The sequence below is a fragment of the Hallella colorans genome (genome assembly GCF_003096815.1).
Taxonomy (GTDB): domain Bacteria; phylum Bacteroidota; class Bacteroidia; order Bacteroidales; family Bacteroidaceae; genus Prevotella; species Prevotella colorans.
Genome location: NZ_QENY01000022.1, coordinates 1 through 23,960 on the forward strand (window position 1 = coordinate 1; position 23,960 = coordinate 23,960).

At 47.8% G+C, this 23,960-nt stretch carries 17 protein-coding genes; 2 read left to right on the top strand and 15 right to left on the bottom strand.

Features of this window, described 5'->3' with window-relative positions; translation table 11 throughout:
• Positions 1-215 precede the first annotated feature (215 nt).
• The 9 genes from C7379_RS10255 to C7379_RS13100 form a co-directional block, all read right to left on the bottom strand.
• Entirely contained in the window at positions 216-1,367 is a 1,152-nt protein-coding gene (locus C7379_RS10255; protein ID WP_116617230.1) for a Rid family hydrolase, read from the bottom strand.
• Positions 1,368-1,379: 12 nt separating this feature from the next.
• The gene (locus C7379_RS10260) at positions 1,380-2,525 is read right to left on the bottom strand and encodes a Rid family hydrolase (RefSeq protein WP_116617231.1); all 1,146 of its coding nucleotides are present in this window, start codon (positions 2,523-2,525) and stop codon (positions 1,380-1,382) included.
• A 13-nt stretch (positions 2,526-2,538) separates the two neighbouring features.
• Positions 2,539-4,587 (bottom strand): cytochrome c biogenesis protein CcsA, encoded by a 2,049-nt coding sequence (gene ccsA, locus C7379_RS10265; RefSeq protein WP_207773424.1) that lies wholly within the window; start codon positions 4,585-4,587, stop codon positions 2,539-2,541.
• 97 nt (positions 4,588-4,684) lie between these two features.
• Positions 4,685-5,422, bottom strand: coding sequence for a hypothetical protein (locus tag C7379_RS10270; protein ID WP_116617261.1), 738 nt, complete (start codon positions 5,420-5,422; stop codon positions 4,685-4,687).
• A 12-nt stretch (positions 5,423-5,434) separates the two neighbouring features.
• Positions 5,435-6,640, bottom strand: coding sequence for a porin (locus C7379_RS10275; protein ID WP_336469926.1), 1,206 nt, complete (start codon positions 6,638-6,640; stop codon positions 5,435-5,437).
• A 158-nt stretch (positions 6,641-6,798) separates the two neighbouring features.
• On the bottom strand, positions 6,799-8,259 hold the full coding sequence (locus C7379_RS10280; RefSeq protein WP_375712918.1) for a di-heme oxidoredictase family protein: 1,461 nt from the start codon (positions 8,257-8,259) through the stop codon (positions 6,799-6,801).
• 101 nt (positions 8,260-8,360) lie between these two features.
• Positions 8,361-9,635, bottom strand: coding sequence for an imelysin family protein (locus tag C7379_RS10285; protein WP_116617234.1), 1,275 nt, complete (start codon positions 9,633-9,635; stop codon positions 8,361-8,363).
• A gap of 81 nt (positions 9,636-9,716) precedes the next feature.
• Entirely contained in the window at positions 9,717-11,024 is a 1,308-nt protein-coding gene (locus C7379_RS10290) for a hypothetical protein (RefSeq protein ID WP_243406779.1), read from the bottom strand.
• A gap of 137 nt (positions 11,025-11,161) precedes the next feature.
• Positions 11,162-11,296 carry a hypothetical protein gene (locus C7379_RS13100; protein ID WP_262500769.1) on the bottom strand — a complete coding sequence of 45 codons (135 nt, stop codon included), beginning with the start codon at positions 11,294-11,296 and terminating at the stop codon, positions 11,162-11,164.
• 293 nt (positions 11,297-11,589) lie between these two features.
• Here C7379_RS13100 and C7379_RS10295 point away from each other — a divergent pair, with 293 nt between their 5' ends.
• Both C7379_RS10295 and C7379_RS10300 read left to right on the top strand, forming a co-directional pair.
• On the top strand, positions 11,590-12,546 hold the full coding sequence (locus C7379_RS10295) for a LuxR C-terminal-related transcriptional regulator (RefSeq protein ID WP_116617236.1): 957 nt from the start codon (positions 11,590-11,592) through the stop codon (positions 12,544-12,546).
• A complete protein-coding gene (locus C7379_RS10300) occupies positions 12,543-13,136 on the top strand; it encodes a helix-turn-helix transcriptional regulator (protein ID WP_116617237.1) in 594 nt (197 codons plus the stop codon). The genes C7379_RS10295 and C7379_RS10300 overlap by 4 nt, the downstream gene beginning before the upstream one ends.
• A 338-nt stretch (positions 13,137-13,474) precedes the next feature.
• Here C7379_RS10300 and C7379_RS10305 read toward each other — a convergent pair whose 3' ends face one another.
• The 6 genes from C7379_RS10305 to C7379_RS10330 all read right to left on the bottom strand — a co-directional run bounded on the left by C7379_RS10305 (position 13,475) and on the right by C7379_RS10330 (position 23,495).
• Positions 13,475-14,956 carry a TolB family protein gene (locus tag C7379_RS10305; RefSeq protein ID WP_165815063.1) on the bottom strand — a complete coding sequence of 494 codons (1,482 nt, stop codon included), beginning with the start codon at positions 14,954-14,956 and terminating at the stop codon, positions 13,475-13,477.
• A 1-nt stretch (position 14,957) separates the two neighbouring features.
• Positions 14,958-16,802: a DUF6057 family protein gene (locus C7379_RS10310; protein WP_243406780.1), complete on the bottom strand. Its 1,845-nt coding sequence runs from the start codon at positions 16,800-16,802 to the stop codon at positions 14,958-14,960.
• Positions 16,803-16,814: 12 nt separating this feature from the next.
• A complete protein-coding gene (locus tag C7379_RS10315) occupies positions 16,815-17,375 on the bottom strand; it encodes a DUF4369 domain-containing protein (RefSeq protein ID WP_116617238.1) in 561 nt (186 codons plus the stop codon).
• Between the two features lie 134 nt (positions 17,376-17,509).
• The gene (locus tag C7379_RS10320; protein ID WP_116617239.1) at positions 17,510-18,361 is read right to left on the bottom strand and encodes a hypothetical protein; all 852 of its coding nucleotides are present in this window, start codon (positions 18,359-18,361) and stop codon (positions 17,510-17,512) included.
• Between the two features lie 78 nt (positions 18,362-18,439).
• Positions 18,440-20,221 (bottom strand): RagB/SusD family nutrient uptake outer membrane protein, encoded by a 1,782-nt coding sequence (locus C7379_RS10325; protein WP_116617240.1) that lies wholly within the window; start codon positions 20,219-20,221, stop codon positions 18,440-18,442.
• Between the two features lie 13 nt (positions 20,222-20,234).
• Entirely contained in the window at positions 20,235-23,495 is a 3,261-nt protein-coding gene (locus tag C7379_RS10330; protein ID WP_116617241.1) for a SusC/RagA family TonB-linked outer membrane protein, read from the bottom strand.
• Between the last annotated feature and the right edge of the window lie 465 nt (positions 23,496-23,960).

Genomic DNA, 23,960 nt, shown 5'->3' on the forward strand with positions numbered 1-23,960 from the left:
TTAGTAAAAACAAAGATAACCAAAAGGGCTGACACCTCGTGAGAAGTGTCAGCCCTAAATTATTTTGTTTAATAAAGTTTTACCGGACAGCAATACTTGAAAATAAATGATAGGCCATTTTATTTTACATTCGGAGGCATGTTTCATCGTGCGCGTTTGGATGAAACGCTGGTCGTGAGATGGGTGGGCTTCCGACTTGTTTGTATTGTAGACATTTAGAAGACGGGATAGTCTGATTTTATTTTACGTGCCGCGATACATTCCATCTCAACCAGCCAGTTTGGCCTGCAGATATGCGCGCAAACTAAAATATGTGGAACATTGTTCCCAATCTTATGTGAAATCCATTGTCGCACGGTGTTAAAATCTGACGCGTGACGTATGGTGCAGATCACCATTTGCAGGTCTTTCATCTCGCAGTTGGCCTCGTTGAGCAGGGCTTCGATATTTTGCCATACCCGCTCGCACTGTCCGAGAATGTCGCCTTGGCTCACAATGTTGCCGTCACGGTCTATGCTGGCTGTTCCCGAGATGAACACGTGTCGGCGGTCGCCATAGTCAATGTAAACGCCACGCTCAAAGCTTACGCCGTACTTGACGGTTCGACAGAGATGGTCGGGGGCATAGAGGTGGCGCATTTGGCCTTCGCGTAATCCGTAAATCGCGTAGCTGTCCATCTGGCAGAGGCGCTGGTTGTCTGCCTGCCTGCCACCAATGCCAGTGCTGGAGATGAAGTGTGTGTTGGCGTTCATGCCCTGTGTGTAGAACACCTCGTTGCGTGCTTTCACCACATCATTGTAGTCTTGGTCTATGTCGTTAACGTAAAACCAAGTGCGCACACAGTTGTCGCGCAGCGTGCAACCCTCATTCATGAGTTGCATCACATAGTCGTTGAGCAGCAATTTTGTTTGCGCGGAGCAAGTTTCGGCTTGCGCCGTGTTGTTGGCGCTCCACAGATGGCGGTAGCTGCCGTGCTGCACCTCGTATAGGCCGGAGACGTTGGCCTTGGTGTTGACATTGGTCATGAGGTAGCACCATAGTGCCACCTTGGTGCCATTGGCGGGTGGCTGCTCTATGACAGACAGCTCATAGTCGGTGTATGCCAACTCGTAATTCATCAGCAAGGTTGTCTGGTTGGCCGCGTCGCTGATGAAATAGCGTTTGAACACAGGGTTGGCCTTGGTTTGTTGGCGAACGGTCTCGAAGGCGACGCATAGTTGTCTGAGCTGCTCGGCGTAGCTTAGGTGGGCCGCTTCGTCGTCTATGCATAGTGCGAGTTGGTACTCGTCAACGTCGGTCCCGGTGCTGAATTTGGCCAGTCGGACGTTCACGCTACCGAGAGTTTGATGGGATATGGTGTGTGGCATGTAGTGTTTGGTTTACAGTTTCTTCAATGCCAAGCACTCCGTTTCCACGAGCCAGCCTGGTCTGCACACAGGCGCGAGAACAATGATATAGGGCGTGTCGGGAAACTTCTGCGCGAACATGTCAGACACTATCTTGTAGTCGGCCGTGTCGCGCAGGTAAACGGTCATTTCCGCCACGTCGTCAAAGGTGCATCCTCCTTCTGCCAACAGGGCTTGGATGTTTTCCCACATGCGACGCACCTGTTGGCGAATGTCGCCCACGTGCATAATGTCGCCCTTGTTGTCAATGCTGGCCGTTCCAGAGATGAACACCTTGCGCCGTCCCGCGAAGTCTATGTAGGAACCTCGCTCAAAGCGCACGCCATAGTCGGAGGTGCGGTTCAGGTGGTCGAGCGCGTATAGATGGCGCACGTCGTTGGGCTTGATGCCCTTGATGGCGTAGGCGTTCATCATGCACAGCGCCCGATGGTCGGCGCATCGGCCGCCAATGCCTGTCGATGCGATGAAGTGTGTGTCGTCCGTAAGGTGTTCGGTATCGAACACGGCGTTGCGACCTTTTACCACACCGTCGTAGTGGTTGTCGATGTCGTTGACGTACAACCATGTGCGTAGACAGTTGTCGGCTAATGTGCAGCCTAAGCTTCGTAGACGCTGGGCGTAGGTGGTCATGATGTCAAACGTTTGGTCGAAAGCGTTTTTGCCCGCGGCCATGAGTTGCGCTGACCACAGCTCGGTGTAGCCGTTGTGCGTCACGGCAAACATGTTGTCGTCTATTTTGTGGTTCTCTGTCCCAGCCATCAAGTAGACCCAAAGCCCCAGTTTTGCGCCTTGGAGTGGCGGTTGCTGCACGTAAGACACGGCGCAATCTTGCTCACCGATTATCTTTTGTAGCGTCTCCAGCTGATTGGCCGCGTCGCTGAGATAATAGCGTTTGAACACGGGGTGAGCTTCGCTCAGTTTGCCCAAATGCCCGTGGAAATTGCTCGTGCGTATCTCTTCGCAGCTGTTGGCCATTGCCCGGGCTTGTTCCTCGAATGATTGTTCGGGATTGGTACAGGTGAGCATGGCAAGATATTCGCGCACGCCTTGGCCTCCGTCAAAGGCGAAAAGGCTAACGGATACGTCGTTGATGATTATCTTTAGTTTCTTGGTTTCCATGATGACAGTTGTTTTATGCGTATGCGTGCATGCCTCCGAGAAAATAATTAACGCCAAAAAATGTCATGAGCACACAGAGAAACGCACAGGTGATATAGATATTGAATTGCTTGTCGCGACGGGCTAATGGCAGCGACTGGCGGTGTAATGGAACGGCGTAGGCCATGAGGGTGATGAGCGCCCATGTCTCTTTGGGGTCCCAACTCCAGTATTTCCCCCAACTAACATTGGCCCAGACGGCCCCGAGAAAAATGCCGACGGCCAATAAAAAAACAGAGGGGAACAGCATGACACGGTTGAGGGTGGTGACCTGATCGATGAGTGCGCGTCGACGCCTTGGTGTCTTGTCGCGCATGAGCCACAATGCGAAAGCGCCTTGCATGGCCATGAGTGCCAACAGCGCGTAGGCTGTCATGATGACGCTGACGTGTATGCTGAGTAGGGGAGAGTGGAGCACTGGCATGAGAGGTGTGATTTGGGGGTTCATGGACCCCAAGTGGCTCACGAGAAGGGTGAAGCCCGAGAGTAGGAACCCGAAAGGCAAAAGGTAAGGGAACCGACGGTGTATAGTCAGGGTGATAGCCATGAGCAGGAGGGCCATGAGCAGCATTGTTTCGTACCCATTGCTTAACGGCACGCGCCCACCCACGTACCAACGTAGGGCATAGGTGAGCAGGGCAAACGCGAACGACGCGCCGAAGACCGCTACGCTGGCAACGTGCGCCATGTGCCTCGCGCGCCGCCAACGCCCGATGGAGGTGTTTGCCATCAAGAGAATGAAAGTGAGAATGCCCATGACAAGATTGACGATGAAGAGTATTTTGGTTGCCGGAATCTTGTTATAAATAATCTCTGCTTCCACGCGGGTGTCGCTAAGGCGTGGCGACGTGGGCGCAAGGGGTGTGAAAAGAGTATTGCTTGTGAGCATGAGTATCAATCCGGCTTTCTCGTCAAGCTCTTTGATAGCTTTGCCCATGGCGTCTTTTTTTTGTTCTTCATGCACCATTGGCATGAGCTTGTATTTGCCGTTGGCATCAAAAAGTTCTTCCATCGCGGCGTATTCGCCCGTTATGCCAAGCCGCTGGCGAAGGGGCGCGTGCTTGATTTGGATAAAGCGCTGGCTTTTCCATGCGTCCGGTCGCGCTATCCACCCATAGAGCACCTGCTCGGCCGACAAACCTTTGTAACTGTGACGGCCATATATTTTTTGTAGAAAATCGGTGGCCACGGTGTTGAGGGGTACCACCCTGCTGTTGTAAACCACCTGATAACGTGCCACTATCTTGGCTTTTTCAGCGTTGATGGTGGGCACATCCTCGGCATGGGCGGTGAGCATGGGCGCAGCCAAGACAAAAAGCACGGAGCCGCGGCGCAGTGCGGGCGAGGAAAGAAGACGGCGAAACGACTCCTTGCGAGAGATGAGGGTAAGCGTCATGCTCAATGCCAACAATAGGTAGCCGATATAGGTTATGGCCGTGCCCCAAGGGTCGTGATTGACGCTCAGGGTGGTACCTTTGTGGTCTGGGTCGAACCCATCTTGATAAAAACGATAGCCGTGGTGTCTCAAAATGTTGTTCATCGAGATTTCGGCATTGACTACTTTACTGTCGTTGGGACTTTGGCATGTTACTGTGCTGACAAAATCGGAGGGCGTGTCGGTGCCTGGATAGCATGTTATTTGAAAAGATTTGAGCGTCAACGAGAATGGCAAGGGCAGCATTTGGCCGCTCGCTTGCTCTAAAAACGTGTTCTCGGCGACACCCTCGCGCAGATGTATCTTGCCCTCTTTGCCAGTGAAATATGTGATGGCTGAGCCTATTAGGATGACGACAAATGCTCCGTGAAGCATGAAAATGGGGAGGCGGCGGTTTAGTTTTCGGTTGATGATGTATATTATGGCCAGTGTGGTTAGTATGCCCCACAAGGCGCAAAACCATAGCGTGTGATATATATGCTGTGCCACGAACGCAGTGCCGTGTTGCTGTTCCATATAGGTGGCAAAGGCCATAAGAACAATGAGCGCAACAAACAAAATCGCTATGGCATACTTGATAAACTTCATTTGAATTGTGTTGGGTACTATGCCAACATGGTTGTTGGATAGAAATAAAGAAACGGCAAGCCGGATTGGTGGTTTAAGCCAATCCGGATCTTTGCTCTTACTGAGTGTCGCCGGTGGCGATCCAGTCGTTGATGAGCTGTAGGATATACTTTTCGGTACGTTCCTTGTTGCCCATGTCGGTGTGGTCTTGCTTCCACGAGCGTGAGATGTCAGAGTTTAACACTTGGTACAACAAGCTGTTTTGCTTGTCGCCGGGGATCACTCTTTTCATCCGTGGCACCTTTACTGACTCATGGTTTACTAACGAGGCGTAGCTGTGCCCATCGGTAAGGTCGAGGCCGCCGGCGGGTCTTGAGGCATTGTGGCACGACGAACACACACCATTGAAAATGCCCACCTGAATGGCATTGAACATGCTGGCGTCCACCTTGTCAACGTTTAGACGTATGGTGTCGCGCCCCGTGGCGTTGGAAATGTCCTTTGACACAAACTTCATGACACGTTGTCGCAGGCGATTGAGCACGCAAATCTGTATCACGTCAATGTCCGAGCTTATTCCCGACAGCACCAATGACATGTTGCCATTGGCATCGGTGGTGACCACTTTGGATATTTCGGCATAGGGAGCCGCGCTTGAGTTGGACTTGCTTGAGAAACCAGCCACCGCGACATCATAATCCAATGGCCAGCTTTTCAGGCCGGCTATGTTGCCCTCTATCTTGACCACGCGACCTTGTTCGCTGTCGGGGTCTGTCTCCTCAATGTTACCAGAGTCGCAACTTGCAAGGAGCGCCATGACCAATAGTGGTAAAAATTTATGGATTATATTGTTCATCTCTATCAACACTTAAAAAGCATATTGCATCAAAATCATGGCGGAATGAGTGGCCAATCCGAGATTGTCAAGGTCTCTGTCGGCTTGGGTGTCGTGCCCCCAACGGCCTGTGTATTGATACATTGCGGAGAGTTTGATATTGGTTTTAGGTACAAAATAGTTACAAACCACCCCCGGAGAGTTCAGACTGCCATCCTTGCGGGTGCCATTGCGGTCCATCCAATCGTAGCGAACGCCCAATTGCCACGATCTGTTGAGAAAATAGGCCAATTGCGCGTAGCCTCCCATGTAATTGAAACGGTCGGTTATTTTCATTCGTTTGGTAAAGCCCACGTGCATGTAGTAGCCCTCAGCTGCCACAGACCACGGTCCGCTCAGCAGCGCGAACTCCACTCCGGCACGCAAATCATTGGTCGATTCGTTCTCCGCTTCATTATTATAGTTAACGGAAAGCCCCACTAAATATTTTGTGCCTAAGCCTAAAAGGTTAGGATTGCCTTGGCTCATCGGCATGGCTCCGTTGCCTTGGAAAGTGACGCGCGCGGCGTAGAGCAGTGACGGAAAATGGTTGTCGTCGCTAAAGCCCTTGGTAGCCGTATTGACGTTGCCACCCGTTCCATTGAATAAGCCGAGCTCATAGCCCCACTTGTCTGCTATCAAACCGTGCATCTTGACACCCAAGTCCCAGCCTGTGTTGATGGTGGGGTTGACGGCGTTGAGGCTGTAAGGCAATATCGTGGTGCAGATGAGCGACGACGGCATGGCAGGGAACAAAGTCTCGCCAAGGGTGGTAAGGAATGCCCCGGCGAATGGTGTTTTCTGTTTTCCCACGCGGAAGCGCAGAGCTTTGGAGGCTGCGTAATCTATCCATGCTTGTTGCAACAGCGCGCCTCCCTTGGCTGCCGCATTGACGCAAACGTTATAATCAATTTTGCCAAAGGCCTTGCCGGTGAAGCCGATAATGCCGAATGGTATGGCAAAACCAGAGTTGGCTACGTTGTCTTGGTTATAAGCCTTGTCAAGTCCCTCGTCTGGATAGTAGTTGAATCTAAGTGTTGTCTGGAGCATTAAGTAAGGTTTGAGAATAAATTTCCCATCCTTGGAGGCCAAAGAAAACCCTCTGTTGTCAGCGATAGGGAGCACGCCGTTTTCTCGGTCATAGGTCACTTCACGTTGTTTTTGGACGTTTTCGTCGGTATTTTCGGTCGTGACATTCATCTCAATGGCCGTTTTTTTGTTGTCGTTCAGAACGGCATCCTTGTCTGTTTGCTCTGCAAAAGCCACAGAACTAAGTCCTGCTGCGATGATAGCAGCGTAAGCGCGATATAGCTTCATGTTATATTTAATATTTTATTTTGTTTCTACGGTAAAGTTGATTATAGACTCCAGAGAAATCTAATGAGTTTGGCGCGGTCTTGCTTTGAGAAATGTGCGAATTTCTGTTTGCTGGCCTGTGCCTCACCTCCGTGCCACATGATGGCCTCGGTAAAGTTGCGAGCGCGGCCGTCATGTAGAAAATAGGTGTGGCCGTTGACGAGCAATTGCAGTCCGATACCCCACAAAGGGGTGGTTCGCCACTCGTTGCCTCTTGCCAATCCGCTCACCATGTGGTCGTTGAGGCCTACGCCCATAATTTCCGACCCCATGTCGTGGAGCAGGAAGTCGGAGTAGGGATGCACCGCCTGATGCCCTCCTAACCATGGCAATGACATGCCCCCAAGCAGGGTTACACCACGTTTGTTGGTGTGTAATGTGGTGACATGGCACAAGTGGCAACCTGCCTTGTAGAACAGTTTTTCACCTTCTTTTACATCCGGGTTGTTCACGTCGCGTCGTGCGGGCACTGCCAACGAATGTAGATAAAGGTCTACGGCCTCCATGTCCTTGGTACTTACATCGAGCTTATGATAAGCCATCCCCATCATAGCGCCCTCTCTAATTTGTTTCTGTCCACGGCATATTTCCTCTGGGAAGCGACTGTTGGTCATGCCCATGTCTGATGAATAGCCCAACTCTACCGTGAGGTCGGCGTGGTGCGACTTGTTGCCGCCAACGCCAATTTGACTTACCCCTCGCTCGGAAATGATGTTATATCTGCCGCTAATGCCCCATTCCGGGTAATTGCTTTTAGCTGCCAGCTGCCTGATCTCTTCGCGGTCGAGTGCCATGATGACTCCTTGGCCAACATGACGTAGCGGCACGCGCACCGAGATGAAGAGGTCTTCGGGCTTTATGCTGTCCGCATACCATTTTGTAATGCGATATTTGGGATAACAGAGTGTGTACTTCTCGCCATCCGGAAACTGGTAGGTGGCGGAATCAATGTCAAAGTGAAGCTCTCCCTCTGGTGTCACGCCGTAGATGGTGTTGTCGTGGATGACACGGCCATAATTGGGGAAGAACGCTCCGTTTTTCTTCGTGATGTAGCACAACATGGATGTGAAGCCATATTCGCCAGTGGCTTTGTCACTGCCATTTTTAAAGGCCATCCAATAGGAGGGCTGTGTGCGGCCAGCGTTACGATGGCAGCTTCCGCAGCAATAACCCACGAAAACAGGTCCTCGGCCGCCACCCTCGCCATTGTAATTGCTGCTTGCTACATTGTCATAAAGGCGATCGCCCTCGTTGAAAAGCGTCTCGTAGCGCCCCCTTACCCAGTCTGATGCCTCGTCGTAAGAGTAGGCGGAGCGAGAAAATTCGGTTGATATTCCAGCCGACAAGGCATAGCCATCAGGCACCTCTACGTCTTGCACGTGTAGTTGTTCGCCTTCGTCTTCGCAGGCTGTCAGTGACAATGCGGCAAGAAGAATTAATGAATATTTGTAAAAACACATCATATTGCCATCTTTTTTTCACGTTTTTTTTAACGCTTAAATACGGAGTGCCAAGCGTGGTGCTTGACAACTCCGTCCATGATCAAAGAGTATTTATAAAAAGATTATTTTATTTTGCGAGACTTTCCATTCTTGAAAATTAAAAATTCAATGGTGTGATAACCACGTAACGACTGGGCACTGCTGATATCTTCGGCTCTCTTCTTTTCTTCCGGAGACAGCTGGCTGTTGCCGTTATCGCCTTCTTCTTCCTCGACAAAATCGCCGCTCCAGTTCAGTTTGTTCCAGTCTTCAGATTTCAAAATGTTTTCGATACCATCGATATCCAGTGGCCAAGTGTCCATGTTTGGGTCAAGACCTTTGTCGGCTACCGGTCCAAAGAGGTAAGCCTCGGACGACTCCCATGGCTGGCGCGCTGTTATCCAAGCCTTGCAACAAGCCTCGAAACCTTCGTTCGAGGGGTTGGCTTGGAACGCCAAAATTTTGTGATACAGCTCCTTGTTGTATTTTTTCAGGTCCGCATAGGTTGGCACTATCACCTCGTCCACTACGTGAGAGACGATGGGGTCAAGCCCTTTATGGTCGTTTTTATACTTGTCAAGGAATGATTGCATGTCTTTGGCGAGCACCACGTTCAGGTCTGCGACAGCGTCTGCGGCAGCTTTTGTCTCACTGCTGTTGATGTGGTTGCGGAATGGTTGCGGAATATTGTCGATAGCTTTTATGGCTTTGTCAATGGCTTGGGCCACTTTTTTGTTGAGCGCAGGGTCCTTCTTTTCCACATAGGCATAAAGTGAATTTGCGTGAGCTTTGCTCAACTTGCTGAAACCCTTGTCGTAAACCCCATAGTAACCGTTGCGAATGGATAGGATGTTGTTCATGTAGTCTAAGCGAGAGTGCCAGCTATACCATGACTCAACGGCATAAAGACCCGCTTTCATATTTGCTTTGGTGGGCCATTTTTCGGTATATTTGCGATATGGAGAGCCTATTTTTTCGGAGCTCACCTCGTCGGCTATGTGGTCCATATAGGTTACCAACAAGGCCAAACAGTCATACGCAGAGTTTAGCTTCAGGGCCTCACTCTTGTGCTCTTTGAATATCTCGGCGTATGGTTTGCCACCATTATAGCTTTTGGTCCAATCGTCGTAGAGTGCGTTGGCATCGGCTACCAGCAGCTTGCCAACTACCGCCATGTAGTTACCCCAAGCCTTTTGGTTTTGTTCGTTGTACTCAATGACATCTTCGGCATTGATTTCCTCGATGATTTTCTTTTCTTGCTCTTTGGTAAAAGTGCCATTTTCTGGCGAGTCAGTGTTACAACTACTGAATGCCAAACCTATAGCGAGAGTGCCAAGAATTAATGCATTTTTTTTCATGTCTCATTACGTTTACGTTAATAATATATTTTTTTCGTTATATCTTTTGCAGAGTTGTTTTATGAGGTAAGTTTTAGATTTTTATTTCTTGGCAAAATAAAGGGCGTATGCCACGCCTATGCGAAACTCGTTTTCCGAGTTGTATTTACCCTTACCAAACACAGCGTGCGTACCTATTTGACGTGTGGCATAGTCGGCTTTGATCGCTAAACAAGGCAGTGGTTTCCAGTTAAGGCCACATGCCCACATGCTAACTTGTGTACGTGGGTCGGCCACGGTGCCTATAACCGTGCCCTCCTGTGGGTTGTAATAGTCGTAATGTGCGTATGGATAGATGTTGGGCAATTTGCTACCGGGAAAGAATGACGCTATGTTCACGCCCACCTCAGCACTGTATGTGAGCGCATGCGAACCCATGCCACGCTTGCGTGTGCCATAAGGAGAGCCTGCCGATACCGCAGTGCCATTTATTTCGCCCGTCTGAGACACATGGCCGTGTACCACGTTGGCACGTGCCGTAACATACTTGTTGATGTATTGGGCGTCAAACGAGTAGATGAACACGTTGATAGCGTTCATGTTATTATAGTTCAAAAACTTCTCGGTGTTCTTGCCACTATTAGGATTGAAAAAGGCACTGAACCCTACGCGCAGTCCTGGCACGCCGTTCCAGTCAAGCCGAGCCGTGTAGGCAGGAGCGGTGAAGTTGTCAAACTCGAAAGCCCCTTGCTTGCCCTTTCTCACCCAATTGTACTTGCCGAACCCGTCAGGATTGAGGCCGGCTGTCATCAATAATTGGTAATTAAAAGAGGCTGCTCCCCTGCCGAAACCACCAAAGAACTCCAATCCAGTTTCGTGCCATGTTGATGGCAATAGCGTACACTCTCCTTCGGGGCGTGTCGGCGTGAAAAAAAACAGTGGCTCATGATGGGCATTGGTAAGCCCCAACGGTATGATGAGGTGACCCACGCGCACATTAAAGGCTGGGTGGATCAGTCGGGTAAGGTGAAATTGCTCTAAAGCCACCTCACCACCTTTTTCTATTTCGTTTTCATATTCGCCGTTCTCAGCGCCCGAGCCTGACTCTATCTCATAGGCCATGCCCACGCCACCCGACTCGAACTCTATCTCCGCACCAAGAATCCACTTGTCAGACAGTTTATAATCGCCCGACAGAACAAAGCGCGGTATGGATATTTCGCTATGGTTCAACCGTGCGTTGCCATTGCTCGCGCCCGTGAAACGGTTCAGTCCGTAATCCTTAAACCGTGTCAAAATCTCTCCATATCCGCCTATACGATATTTGTGATAAGCCGTGTCTTGAGCCGTGGGTGGGGTGGCTGCTGTGGTCATGGCACTCATTCCGCATAGCATGATAGCAAGAGCCACTGTTTTTTTTCATTTTTATCTTCATACTACTATTGCTGATATTTGTGCTAATTGCTTTTATTAAATTTATTTAATGTTATTCGGGATGCAAAGTTATGTTTTAAACTTTTTTTACACAATACCTAAAAAATATGAGTTTAAAGATCTGTGGAATACCTGATAATGGTGATGTGGCAAGCCTGTTGGTTAGTCTTCCTCGTGGCTCGCAGCCTTGCTAAAGCTATAAAAAATGCGGACGAAATAGGGGCGGAGCGTTGTCTGTCGTCTGCCATATTATGCTTTTTGATACGTTAAAAGATTGCAATGAAATCCTTGTATCATAGGCTCGTAACCATTGCGTGCGCCGTTGCGTTTACCCGGATGATGCCACATGGCTATTTTATGCTTTTAAAGATACTGCCTATCCAGACAACTAACAATACCTACAAGTTGGTAAATATGTGGCATCATTATTTGTGGGTATTCTTTGCTATTTGTGTCAAAATGAATACCTAATCGCTTGCGAGTTTCATTTTTTTTTTCTTATTTTGCAGTATATATTTATTATAGTGAAAGTAAGTGGGGGATGAAAAATCAAAAAATGTATGAGCCTGATGACAAGTTGATATCCATCATCAGGGACAATTATAATACGTTGCAAAGCCTTGGCTCATTTGGCATCAACTTAGGTTTTGGCGACAAAACGGTCAAAGAGGTGTGCGAGGACCAGCATGTAGATACTTACACCTTTCTTGCCGTCATCAATTTCACTATCAATGGTTATCGCGATTATGACGATGTAGACCGACTATCCATCCCCACGCTAATACATTATCTCAAGGCCAGTCACGCTTATTATCTTGACTTTGAGTTGCCTTACATTCGCAGGGCACTCTGCGAAGCGCTTGACGAGAATGATAACTTGGCCCGTCTCATCTTGAAACTCTTTGACGAGTATGCGCGAAGCATAAGCAACCACATGCAGTATGAGGAAAAAACGCTTTTCCCGTATGTGGAGGAGTTGGAGCGTGGAAGCGCATCGTCCACCTACGATATTGAGACATTTTCCAAACATCACACACAGATAGACCAAAAACTGAGCGAGCTTAAGAACATCATCATCAAATACTTGCCATCTGACGGCTTGCGTAACAACCAGCTCACCGCAGCCCTTTATGAGATATACAACTGCGAGCAGTGGCTCAAAGAGCATGCCAACGTAGAGGATGAAATCTTTATACCCGTTATCAAGCGGATGGAAAAAAAGTTGAAGCAGAATGATGTGAGTGTGAAGATAAGCAATATGATCAAGAGCAACGCTAACACGCAGGAGACGCTTTCAGACCGGGAGAAAGATGTTGTAGTGGCTCTTGTGCAGGGCATGACCAACAAGGAGATAGCTGATCACCTCTACATTTCTATCAATACCGTGATCACCCATCGTCGCAATATTGCTCGCAAACTACAGATACACTCCCCGGCCGGTCTAACCATCTACGCCATTGTGAACAACTTGGTGGATATAAGCAGTGTTAAACTATGACAGATCGTCCACGAATGGCAATAATTGATCCCAACGTGCTCTCGGTGTTGGGACTAAAACAAATACTCCAACAGGTAATCCCTATCATGGAAGTGCATGCTTTTGCCACACTTGACGAGATGCGATCCAACGCCCCTGACAGTTACTTTCATTATTTTGTGGCACAAAGTGTGGTCATATTGAACCGGCAATTTTTTCTTGAACGCAGGCACAAAACCATCGTGCTGACCATGGGGCACGATGCCTCCACTCACCCTGTGGGTTTTCATAGTCTCAATGTCAATGTCTCGGAGGAGCAATTGGTACGCTCATTGCTCCAATTGGAACAGCGTGCCCACGCCCACGGCAAGAATTTCCCGTCTAATGTCAAGGCTGCGCACAGCCATGCGCTCACCGCTCGGGAGAGGGAAGTGTTAGTGTTGATAGTGGAAGGAAATATCAACAAGGAGATAGCTGATCGTCTTAATATAGGGCTGACCACAGTGATCAGCCATCGTAAAAATATCATGGAGAAACTCGGTGCCAAGAGTGTATCGGCTCTCACCATTTATGCCGTGATGAACGGCTATGTGGATATCAACAAGATATGACGCTTGGACACTAATGCGACAGTGGTCTATAGGCCATTCGAATGATGTTTGGATGGTAGGTGTTTCCTAATTTCTTCTTTACTGACTATCACCCTTGTTTGTGTCTTTGGCTATTTTATCGCCAACGTTCTGAGAGGCAAACAGGTTAATATAAATGGTCTGATTGCCTATCGTTTCATTATCATTGAAAAACGACTGCTGAAAATCGCCATTTGCTCACGCTTATAGTCAGCTTATATCATGGTTTTTTCTCCTACTTGTCTCATGATGTATGGTATTTTGAGGCGTTGATTTATCATGTTTCGCCACTGTGCGTCTGTCATCCTTTTCAAATTGTACTATTTGAGCTTTGTGGGCGTGCGCTTAGATGAGAGGATAGCATTAGCGGTGGCTCGCTGGTCTGTATTTATTGGGCGTAGGATAAAATCGGGCGTGTTGAACGAGTAGACTGTCTTGTCATAATATTCTTGCGGATTTTGTTGTGGTAGCAAGAATGGTTTGTCCATGGTGCCATTGGCATTGACATGCGCTATATATAATGTGGTGTAATAGCCGTTGAGTCGCCTTGAGGTGAACACGATCCATCGCGAGTTTGCGCTCCAGTTGTGATAGCTGTCTGTGTCGTCGCTATTTATTTCGGTAAGTGCCCTCGCCTTGCCCGTGCTTAGATTTAACAACCATTGGTCGGCTTCCTTGTGCCAGATGGGGAAGCAGCCGTAATGGCTCATAGTGAAGAGCAAATATTTGCCATCGTAGGATGGGCGTGGATGGTTTGCGCTCAGCCCCATCTTGCGAGCGTTTAGGATGGTGTCCACTTGTCCTATAGTGTGCCCTGTGGTAGGGTTGAAAGCAATTTTGCAAAGGTTGTATTGTATTTTTTTGTAGTTAGCAGGAATGTCCCACGCTTTTGACGATACAAAATAGAGCGTTCGACCATCAGGTGAGAAAACGGGATAGTTTTCGTAGTGGTCTTTGGTCATCACGGCAGCGTTGCGTATAATCTCATTGGTGGCTGGATTAAAGATGATAATATCAGATGCTTGGTCGAACACTTCCACACGTTTTGATGCTACGGCATGAAAGCTCTGATGCGTCTTGTTGGTGGAGTAGGCCACGAATTTTGCCGATGGATGCCAGTAGGGATAGATCATGCTTCCACCAAGTTCCTTGTTTTTGGGTTCGAGCATTTGCCTTTGTCCGTTTTGGCAGATGACCGTCGCGCCATGGTCACCGCGTACGTGAAAGGTGTAGTTGGTAGGGTCGGTACGATTGGATGTGTGGCAGTTGACGCATGCGCCGGGCACCGCTGTGTTCTCAATGATGGCAGTCTGCTCGAATGTTCGCAAGTCGCGCTGGTACAGTCCCATCTTTCCATATACCTCGTACCCGGGTGGTATGAGTCGATAAGTAAGTCCCCACGCCCCCAAATGGTCTGTAGATACATTCACGGCAAAGTCTTTGTACTGTGTCCAATGCCCATTGGCTTTGACAGAAACGGTGAATATGATTTGCCCCCCTTTGTTCTTTTCGGTGAGATTATGCCATTCGTTCAAGTCAAACTTAGTATATTGTGCGTTGCTGTGTATCCGTCCGCCTTTAGAGCCTTTGGCCACAACGTCAAGCACATCGCACGGTTCAGAGAGATTGAATTGGAGCGGCGCAATCTCTGCGGGGATAGTCACACCGGCATAATCGGGAAATATAGGTGGCAGCTTTTCGCTTTTGACGGCATTGACAGGACTGTCGGCACAGCTGGTTACAATAAGGCATTGTGTCATCAAGATGATGAGAAGACCGAGTGTAATATGTGTTTTTTTCATGTTAGTAAATCTCTTTCATGCTTGATTTGGAACGACTTTCTTTGCTGTCCTCCATCATGATATAGTGCCATGCGTTGTGGCTCAGTGGTGGAGAGGTGAGGGCAGGGTCTTGCCTGTTGGTCATATAGGTGCGGATAAACGTTACTGTTTGCTCTACGTTTTGTGTGTCGACAGAATAGGGTATGCCCTCTAACGAGCCATGCTGCTGCAACCACACGCCGATTAGTACCTGCTGAATGGTGTTAGGTATGCGTGCGAAGTTCATGAATTGGCCTAAGGGATAGTACTGCATGAAGCGCTGCACATCTCGCTTTAGCAGTTCGTAGGCTATGAGATATTCGTAGGCCATGACATTGTTGTACTGTTTATTGTCGACCAACAAGATACCCAGCATTTGGTCCATCTCTTTGTCACTGAAGAGGTAATCGTTGTTTTTGATACGCTGGTTTCTCAATCGACCGTATTCGGCATCAGCCTCTACGGCCTTGTCATTGTTGATGAAGCGCATCTGGCTGTTGGCCCATTTTTTATAAAACAACGTTTTTTGGAGCATGCGCAGATATTTAGCCGCCACCTTATAGTTGCCGTTGATAATGTTGCACTGTGCTATACGGGCTGTCAATCGCCCACTCTTGCGTGCGTTTGGAATGGCCTCTTGTGCCTCGAAGCAGTAGCGTTCTGCTTCGTTAATCATTCCAATGCGATAGAAAATCTCACTTGTCTGTATGGGTGATGTCATGTCGCGGCTGAACGGTGGAAAAAGACCATCAACGCTATTCTGGTAGAACTCAAAGAGCCGGTCGGTTAGTTGGTTGGTCATGGACAAAGCCAAGTTGACACAGCTCACACTCAACGGTGTGGTGGCTGGATGCTTCTCAGCCTTGCGAATGATGGCATTCCACTGGTTGGTACGCACTAAATAGTCATACTCTATCTGGTCATACTTCAGTCTGTCAAAACTGTTGACTACGCCTATACCACCTATTATAGCAATGAGGATGGAAAGAAGCATGGCTGGAGAACGCCAAAATGGATTGCTGTGGGTGCAGTGACATAGGTTTTTGCCCATGTTGGGTAGCCATGTACAGCATGATGGAACAAGTGCGAAGGCTCCCATTACCACCAACTGCATGTAGGGAACACCCTGGGGATAGCGAAAATAGTTGATGCTAAGAAACAACTGTTCATACGGATATTCGGTCATAAGCCAACTGCAACAATATACGGTCAGAACTGTGTAGACAAATGCAGCCAGTGCAATGAGCAGCCTGTGTGTCTTACGCCATTCGTAAAACAGCACAAAGACAACGCCTGCCCATATATTGGCTCCAAACAACCAATAAAATGTTGGAATGCCTATTGCCAAATAAACAATTCTGATGGTTAGCGAATGAGGATGTTGAGCTATCGTTGTATAACCTAACATGAACAGCAAAATGGCCACCATTGCAATGACAAACGAGAGCAAGACACTCTCATTTCCCATATACATCCAAAGCAGAAAGGCAGGGATAAACGTGAGCGCATACCAGCAATCATGCCCCTTCATGTGTTTAAACACCATAAAGGTGAGCCGCTGGAGCGTGAAAAACAATGCTCCCATGATGATGGCTCCTATCACATACAAACGATTGAACTGCGTTAAAAACTCGGCAATGTAGTCGGCCAATCCGCCCGGCACAGCCATGCGCTGGGTGAAATAGTCGTTATCAAAGAGGAAAAGCTGGAATTGCTCTTGGTAAACTAAAGCGCTGACGTAAGGCCCTGCCCAAAAAATAGTTACCACAATAGCAAAAAATAGTGATAACAACAGTTGGTAATGTTTGGAAATAAAAGCTTTCATCATTTGTTAATGGGATTATTGCAAGCCTGTCTGCCGAGCTACGAACTTGCCGATAGTCTTGTCTTTGTGATGGTGGATAATGGCGGATGAAAGCTGCTGATAGTCGTTAAAGGCTTGCTCGTAACGTTTTCTTAAATTGGAAATGGCGATCTGAGGCTTGACCGTTTTTTTAGCTTCCATATAGGCAGAATATGCCTCTTTTTGGCGAGTCACCGCCTCTTTCCATCGCTGCATAAGCTCGTTTTGGGGCGTTCCGTGCACGCTGCTGTTGGGACCAATGGTTACATAAGTTTTGCCCGGTTCGGTAATGACAAGCATTTCTTGGGCTTTCATTCTGTCAAGAATGGGTAAACGCACGATACATACGCGTTCGGTGTCGCCCTTAAAAGCAAAATGCCCATTGAGGATGTATGTAGAATCGACATTATTCCAATTGGCATTTGTGAGTGGAACGAGATAGATTTTCTGTCCATCTTTGAGCTTGGGCGAGGTCGCACCATCTATGACAAAGGTGTGATGACCGTTAGAGCATGATAGCACTAATAAGGATAGCAACGAAAAAAGTATTTGTCTCATGCATGTGATGATTTTACTTCTTGGGCAAGAAAGGCGATGTGTGTAAAAATTAAAAAACCGTCGTCTCGCCTTTGAGGTCGAGACGGCGATTGTTGTATATGCGGGTGGAGGAGTTCGCACACTCGAACATTATATCATTCTACACGCTTAAAGTTCCAAAACCATGCTGTTCCCCAGTCTCCGGCATTAGGTTCGCCAGCACATAGACGCAGTTCTTGGTCGGTGGCTTTCAGTATCTGGAACACATATTGGCGTTGATTATTGTAATTAGGCTGTATGCCCATCAATGGCATGGTGCCCTTGAAGGTGAGCGTGCCTATATCCCATCCGCCCTTGAGGTGCTCGCTGGTGGCCGCCACGGAGCCTGTTTCGCCACGGCTTGTTTTCACATTGTTAGCTCCAAGACCCAGTGTGAACCATCCTTTTAGGCCATCTTTGGGCAGATTAGCCTTCTTGGCTTGCTCTTCTATGTCTGTGGCCTTGACTACCCACCATGCTGGACCTGTGCTCTCCATATAACCACCATTGCCCCATAATCCATCGGGAGCTTCGCTGTTCCAAGTGTATTTATGCGACGTGAAGTTGCCTTTGCCATCGCCAAACAGCGTGGTGAGAATAGGGTCAAGGTCAGTAAATGTTGTAACCTTGATAGATTTGGGTGCCGACTTGGCCACTTTCATGTCAAAACCAGTGGTTTGTACATAGTATTTCACTTCTCGAGCAGGTGGTAACACCTGCACGTTGACCCTTGTACCATTGCCTATTAGTTCACCGTTTTCGGCATCATAAACATAGATGTAACGGGTAGGCGTGGTATAAACCACAAGATTGTTATTGCCCTCGGCTTGGGCTTCGATTCGCAATTCTTGTGAGAGTTGCTCAGAAGAAACTGTTGCACTTGGGCTTTCATCGTCTTGGGCTGGCTCGCAAGATGCAAAAAAGAGAGCGAGGCTCAACAGTGGAATGGCATATATTATTTTTTTCATGTGTTTGCTTGGTTTAAGGATGAATAAAATTTAGACGTTCTCTCGCCATGATTCGCATGGCTAAGAGCCACTCACGAGCTATTTCCAGCCTTGGTATTCTGAGTCGTGGCCGGTCCAGCCTTCGTTTTGCATGACGCTGCCTACCTTAACTTGGCTGTCGGGCATCTTTTGGAAACCAGCGGTGGCTTTGAAGCGTGCGGCGTAGCCCCCATTGTGAGCGGTGTTCTTGTCGGGTTCGCCACAATAGTATATTTGCTGGTTGTTTTGCCGTTGCAGGGCTGCTTCGGCTATATGCCAACGGCGGATGTCATTCCAGCGAGTGCCCTCCAAGGCAAGCTCCCAACGGCGTTCTCTCTGCAAGGCTTCCAATGAATAGGATGCGATGGGGTTTAGGCCAGCACGTGCGCGCACCTTATTGATGCCTGCAACATCTTCTTTGAGCTCGCTCTGCATTAGTAACACGTCAGCAAATCTGATCAGCACCAAATCGTGTATATTGTTCAACTGCATGTTGTTGTTGCCTTGAGCCCATCCAGATGGTCCGTACATCAGGTTTTCAAAGCAGCATAAGTATGGTATGTCTTTTTGTGAGAAAGCTTCAACCGAGCCATCATTTTTGGCTGTGACAGGTGACATTTTTTTGTTGTAATAATCGGTTTCTTGCACGAAATCGGCCCAACCGCCTTTGGTATAGTTTGGAAGTTGGTTCACATCTTGAATGGAGGCCTCACGTCGTAAGTCGTTAGGCTCCGCACTTGTCCAGTCTTGCACAAGATTGGGTGCGACCGGGCCAGCGCCCCATCCTTGTCCGAATGGGAATGTCTTGTCGTATGATTGGCCGCCACGCATGCCGAAATGGAGTGCCATTCCATTGGCATATCCAATGGTAGTGGACCAGTCTGCACGCTTGTTAAACTTGATGGCGAACATCGTTTCTGGGTTGATACCGTTGTCATTCTCTACCCATTTCAGGTTTCTCCCTTTGGTATAATAGTAGTCTTCTACCGTAAACCTATTGGTATAAGCCCATAGGTTTCTGAAATCTGGCACCAGAGTGTAGCCTGAATTGTTAACACAGTCGTCTATACAAGCGATGACCTGCTCTTTGGTGAGTGTCTGCCCGTTGGGTAATTGTACCGACGTAAGCGGGTGGTAAGTAGTGCTTGTCAAGTCGGATATGCTCGTTCCGTTACAATAGAAGCCTGTGTAGAAAAGCCAAGCGCGTCCTAACATGGCCTCTGCTGTGTATTTGTCCACATGTCCATTGGTAAGACGCTTGGCTGGCATCGTTGTCGCGGCCGTGTACAAGTCTTGTAATATTTGTCCCCAAAGCACTTTGACATCTCCTTGTGTCTTGGTTTCTCCAGACGGCTCGGTCATCAATGGCACATTGCCATACATGGATGCCAGCTCATAATGATAGAATGCGCGAAGGAAAAGAGCCTCGCCCATGAATTGTGCCTTGTCGGTATCGTTGAGTTTTGTGTTGGGAATTGCGGCAATGAGTGTGTTGGCACGGTTAATGCCTTCATATCGATAAGACCAAAACTCCTTTGTCATGTCTGCGTTATAGTTGGCTATTAGGTCCAAGGCTTGCATGAGTTTGTCGTTCACTCCGCCTCCGCCCAGCTGGTCATCACTGGCAAGGTTGGCATAATAAAGGAAAGATTCTTGTGGATATGCCATTACAGCGTTGAGGTTTTGATATACGCCTGCCAATGCGGCCGTGGCGTCTTTTGTTGTGGCTGGGAAGTTTTCGGTAGACTGTTCGGTGTAGTTGCGCACATCATTGATATCGCAAGATGAGAATGTTCCTGCCGTTAACAATGCCACTCCGATTATATATGATATTCTTTTCATCGTGTTGTTTTTATTAAAATTGAATATTGACGCCAAACAAATAAGTGCGTGGTTGTGGGTAATTGCCCACGTCAACGCCTGTTACCCATGCTTCGCTATTGTTAAGCGCCATGCCATTTTCTGGATCCATGCCTTTGAATTTGGTAATCGTCAATAGATTTTGGGCGGTGAAATATAAACGTAGACGTTGGAAAGGACTGTTTTTCCATAGCTTGTTGAAATCGTATCCGATCGTCAAATTTTGAAACCGGAAGTAGCTTGCGTCTTCTATATATATGTCGGAGACTTGTTGCCAGTTGGGGCCTACGTTCATACGGGCAAGCAACGGATATCTGTTCGAGGTGCCTTCACCCACCCAATAGCTGTACACTTCAGAGGTATAGTTTTCTTGTTCGCCGTCAGTGAACTTTCGATAAGAGCGTGCTACCTGTTGCCCCAAGGAGGCATAGCCTGTTAACGATGCGTCAAAGCCCTTGTAGCCAAGGCTGACGCTCATACCCATGGTAACATTTGGGTTGGGGTCGCCAAGCTCTGTCTTGTCGTCGGCGTTGATGATGCCGTCGCCATTGGTGTCTAAAAATTTGAGGTCGCCGGGTTTGAGACCTTTGCCTTGTAATGAGTTGGCAACGTCTCCATTACAGTTGTTGGCAATGTATCGTTCGAGATCAGCTTGGTTTTGGATCACGCCGCCTGTCTTATACCCATAGAAATAGCCGATGGGATGACCCTCTTCGAAGCGCGCCATATAGCCAGTGTTTTGTGAAAGGTTGTCGTAGCCACCCTCGTTGTATTTGCGAGAACTGTTCACTTGTGTCACTTGGTTGTCGTTCAAGGCAATATTGTAGTTAATGCCATACGTGAAATCGTGCCCAATTCTGTCTTGCCAATTCAAGGATAGCTCTATACCCGTGTTGCGAACGGTGCCGGCATTTTTCCATTGGGTATCAAAACCTGTTGTGGCCGCAACGGGAACATATAGCAATAAGTCTTTGGTTTTCTTGTAATACCAGTCGAAGTTCATGTTTAAACGCTGTTTAAAAAAGCGCGCGTCGAAGCCAATATCTGTCTGTTCGGATGTTTCCCATGTCAGGTCGTTATTGGCAAGACGTGATGGGCTGGCTCCTTGGGTGTAGCTGTCCTTATTGTTGTCAAACGAATAATTGGAGTAATTGTCATACGCAAAAGTGGCCTGATATGCAAAAGGCCCAGAGTTCTTGTTACCGTTCTGTCCCCAACTTGCTCTGATCTTAAAGTAATCTATTACGTTTTGGGCTTGTTGCGCCCAGTTTTCATTAGAAATGACCCATCCAGCGGAGAAAGAGGGGAAGTAACCCCATCGGTGACCGGGTGCAAATACAGACGAGCCATCAGCCCGAAGAATGGCTGTGAGCATGTAAGTTTCCTTTAAATTATAGTTGATACGACCGAAATAAGACAGTCCTCTTGTATCTCCGTAAGGTGTGCCAGATACGGTAGCCTTACCGTCGCGATCGTTAGTCAGCGAAAGGTAGGCATGGGCGAAATCGCCAAAAATACTGTTAGTGGACCTGCCTTCCATTGATTCACCAAAACTTGGCTTTGATTCGCCGTATTCTGTACCTGCCAAAATATCGAAATGATGGTCTTTTAGTAGGTCAAACTTATAGTTGATGGTATGTGTGGTGCTCCATCCCCAGCCAAGTCCAAGTTGTTGAAGCACTTGGTCTGTAGTGCGTTTTTTGCCTGCTGTATTCTCGTTGGCGTTGAAATTGGGCAGGAATGTTCGCCACGACCACGAGCTATGATTGTAGTTGAATTGTCCTCTATAAATCAAATTCTTGATGGGTTGTATCTCGTAATATCCCACGGCGCTGAGTGAGAAGCCCCTACTTTTATTGTTGGCACTTTGCGAGTTTACCATGTCGTAGATAGGATTGATAGTATATGAATTATAGCTATACCATCCTTCTGTCCCCGAAGCTTTGAGGTCTTCGTTGTCATAGTAGTTTCCTTCGCTGTCATAGAGTGGTACCAGAGGGTTGGCGCGCAGCATGTCAGAGATAACGTTGCCATATTGATTACCTATCTGTATACCTTGGTTTTGGCGGTGATTGAAATATATATTTTCTCCAATTTTTAGCACATCCATACCTTTGGCGTTGCGCAAGGCGACGTGTTCTGAGTTTAGACGAATGGTGAAACGTCGATAATCAGACTTGGCAAACTTACCGCCGAAAATACCATCTTGATATTGATAACCAATACCCGTGCTGAAAGTGGAACGTTCTGAGCCTCCTGTTATGTTTAAACTATGGTTCGTTATGATAGCGTTTTTGTTGCGTAGCAATTCCAACCAGTTTGTGCCAGGGTTGCTCCCATCCTTATAAGCGGCCAATAAGTCTGCGTCAATGAACTTTGACCAGTCGTAAAGTTCAACTCCACTGTTGTGGCGTACTAAGTTCTGTACTTCCATATACTCCTTTGCTGTCAGCAGATCAGGCATGCGATACACGTTCTGCCAACCCACATTGGCGTCGTAACTCACCTGAATTTTTCCAGCTTTGCCTTGCTTTGTCGTTATGAGTATAACGACGTTGGCAGCGGCTGATCCGTAGATGGCGGCCGAAGCGGCATCTTTCAATACGTCAATACGCTCGATGTCGGCTGGATTTAGGTTGTTGATATCACCTCCTGACACACCGTCGATAACGTATAATGGCTTGGTGTCTCCGTTGGTGCCTGCGCCACGAATGGCCACTTTAAATCCATCGCCGGGCTGACCAGACGCTGCTTGTATCGTGACACCGGGGCTTTGACTCTGCAATGCGCCCAAAACTTGTGTCGTATTGAGTTTGGCAACATCGTCGCCTTTCACCTCGACAGTGGCTCCTGTTACAAGTTTCTTTTTTTGAACACCGTATCCTACCACCACCACTTCGTCCAAATTTCGATAGTCTTGAACTAACGAGATGTTAAACTCGCTGTTATTTCCCACCGTGATTTCTTGTGTTTTGTAACCTATGTAAGAAATTACGAGCGTGGCACCGGGTTTCACGCTGAGAGAGAATTTGCCGTCGATATCGGTCACGGTGCCATTATTGGTGCCTTTTTCCATAATGGTGGCGCCGATCACAGGCCCTTGATTGTCGCTGATGACACCCTTGATGTTTTTTTGTTGCTGTACGGCCTCATGGGCAATTTGGCTGGATGCGGCGTTTACGGCTGGTGAAAAGCCTATGCCTAACACGATGTATGCGCCGGCATGCAACAATGTTTTTCGGAAGATTGAGTTCATGTTATATTTTATTTTCTTGGTTCTTAGTCATATTATGAGAAAAGAGTGATAGGTTATACTAAACTCATTGAGAATATTATGTGCTATTTATATGATAAATGTATGGGCGTAACGACGAATAGACGGTATAACCTTGTTGTACGTTTGTTTAGGTAATACTTTGTTTCATACGGTCATTTTTTATTAGGTTTTAAATTTCACGTTGATATTTTCGGTTTGATACCCTATTATCATTGTGTTATTGTTTTAGTAGCTACACAAAATTAAGCGTATAGATTGCCATCGTTTTTATTATCATTTCAGTTAGTCGCCATCTTCGTGTCGCTCTTTTGTCATTCTGTTGCATAACGTCAGTTGTGCAGCTTGCCGCGCTCTTTTTATTAACAGACAGGCTGATTAGGAAACAGAATTGGATATGGTAGCGATTATTTTTGAATAACTACATGTTGCAAAGTTATTGCAAAA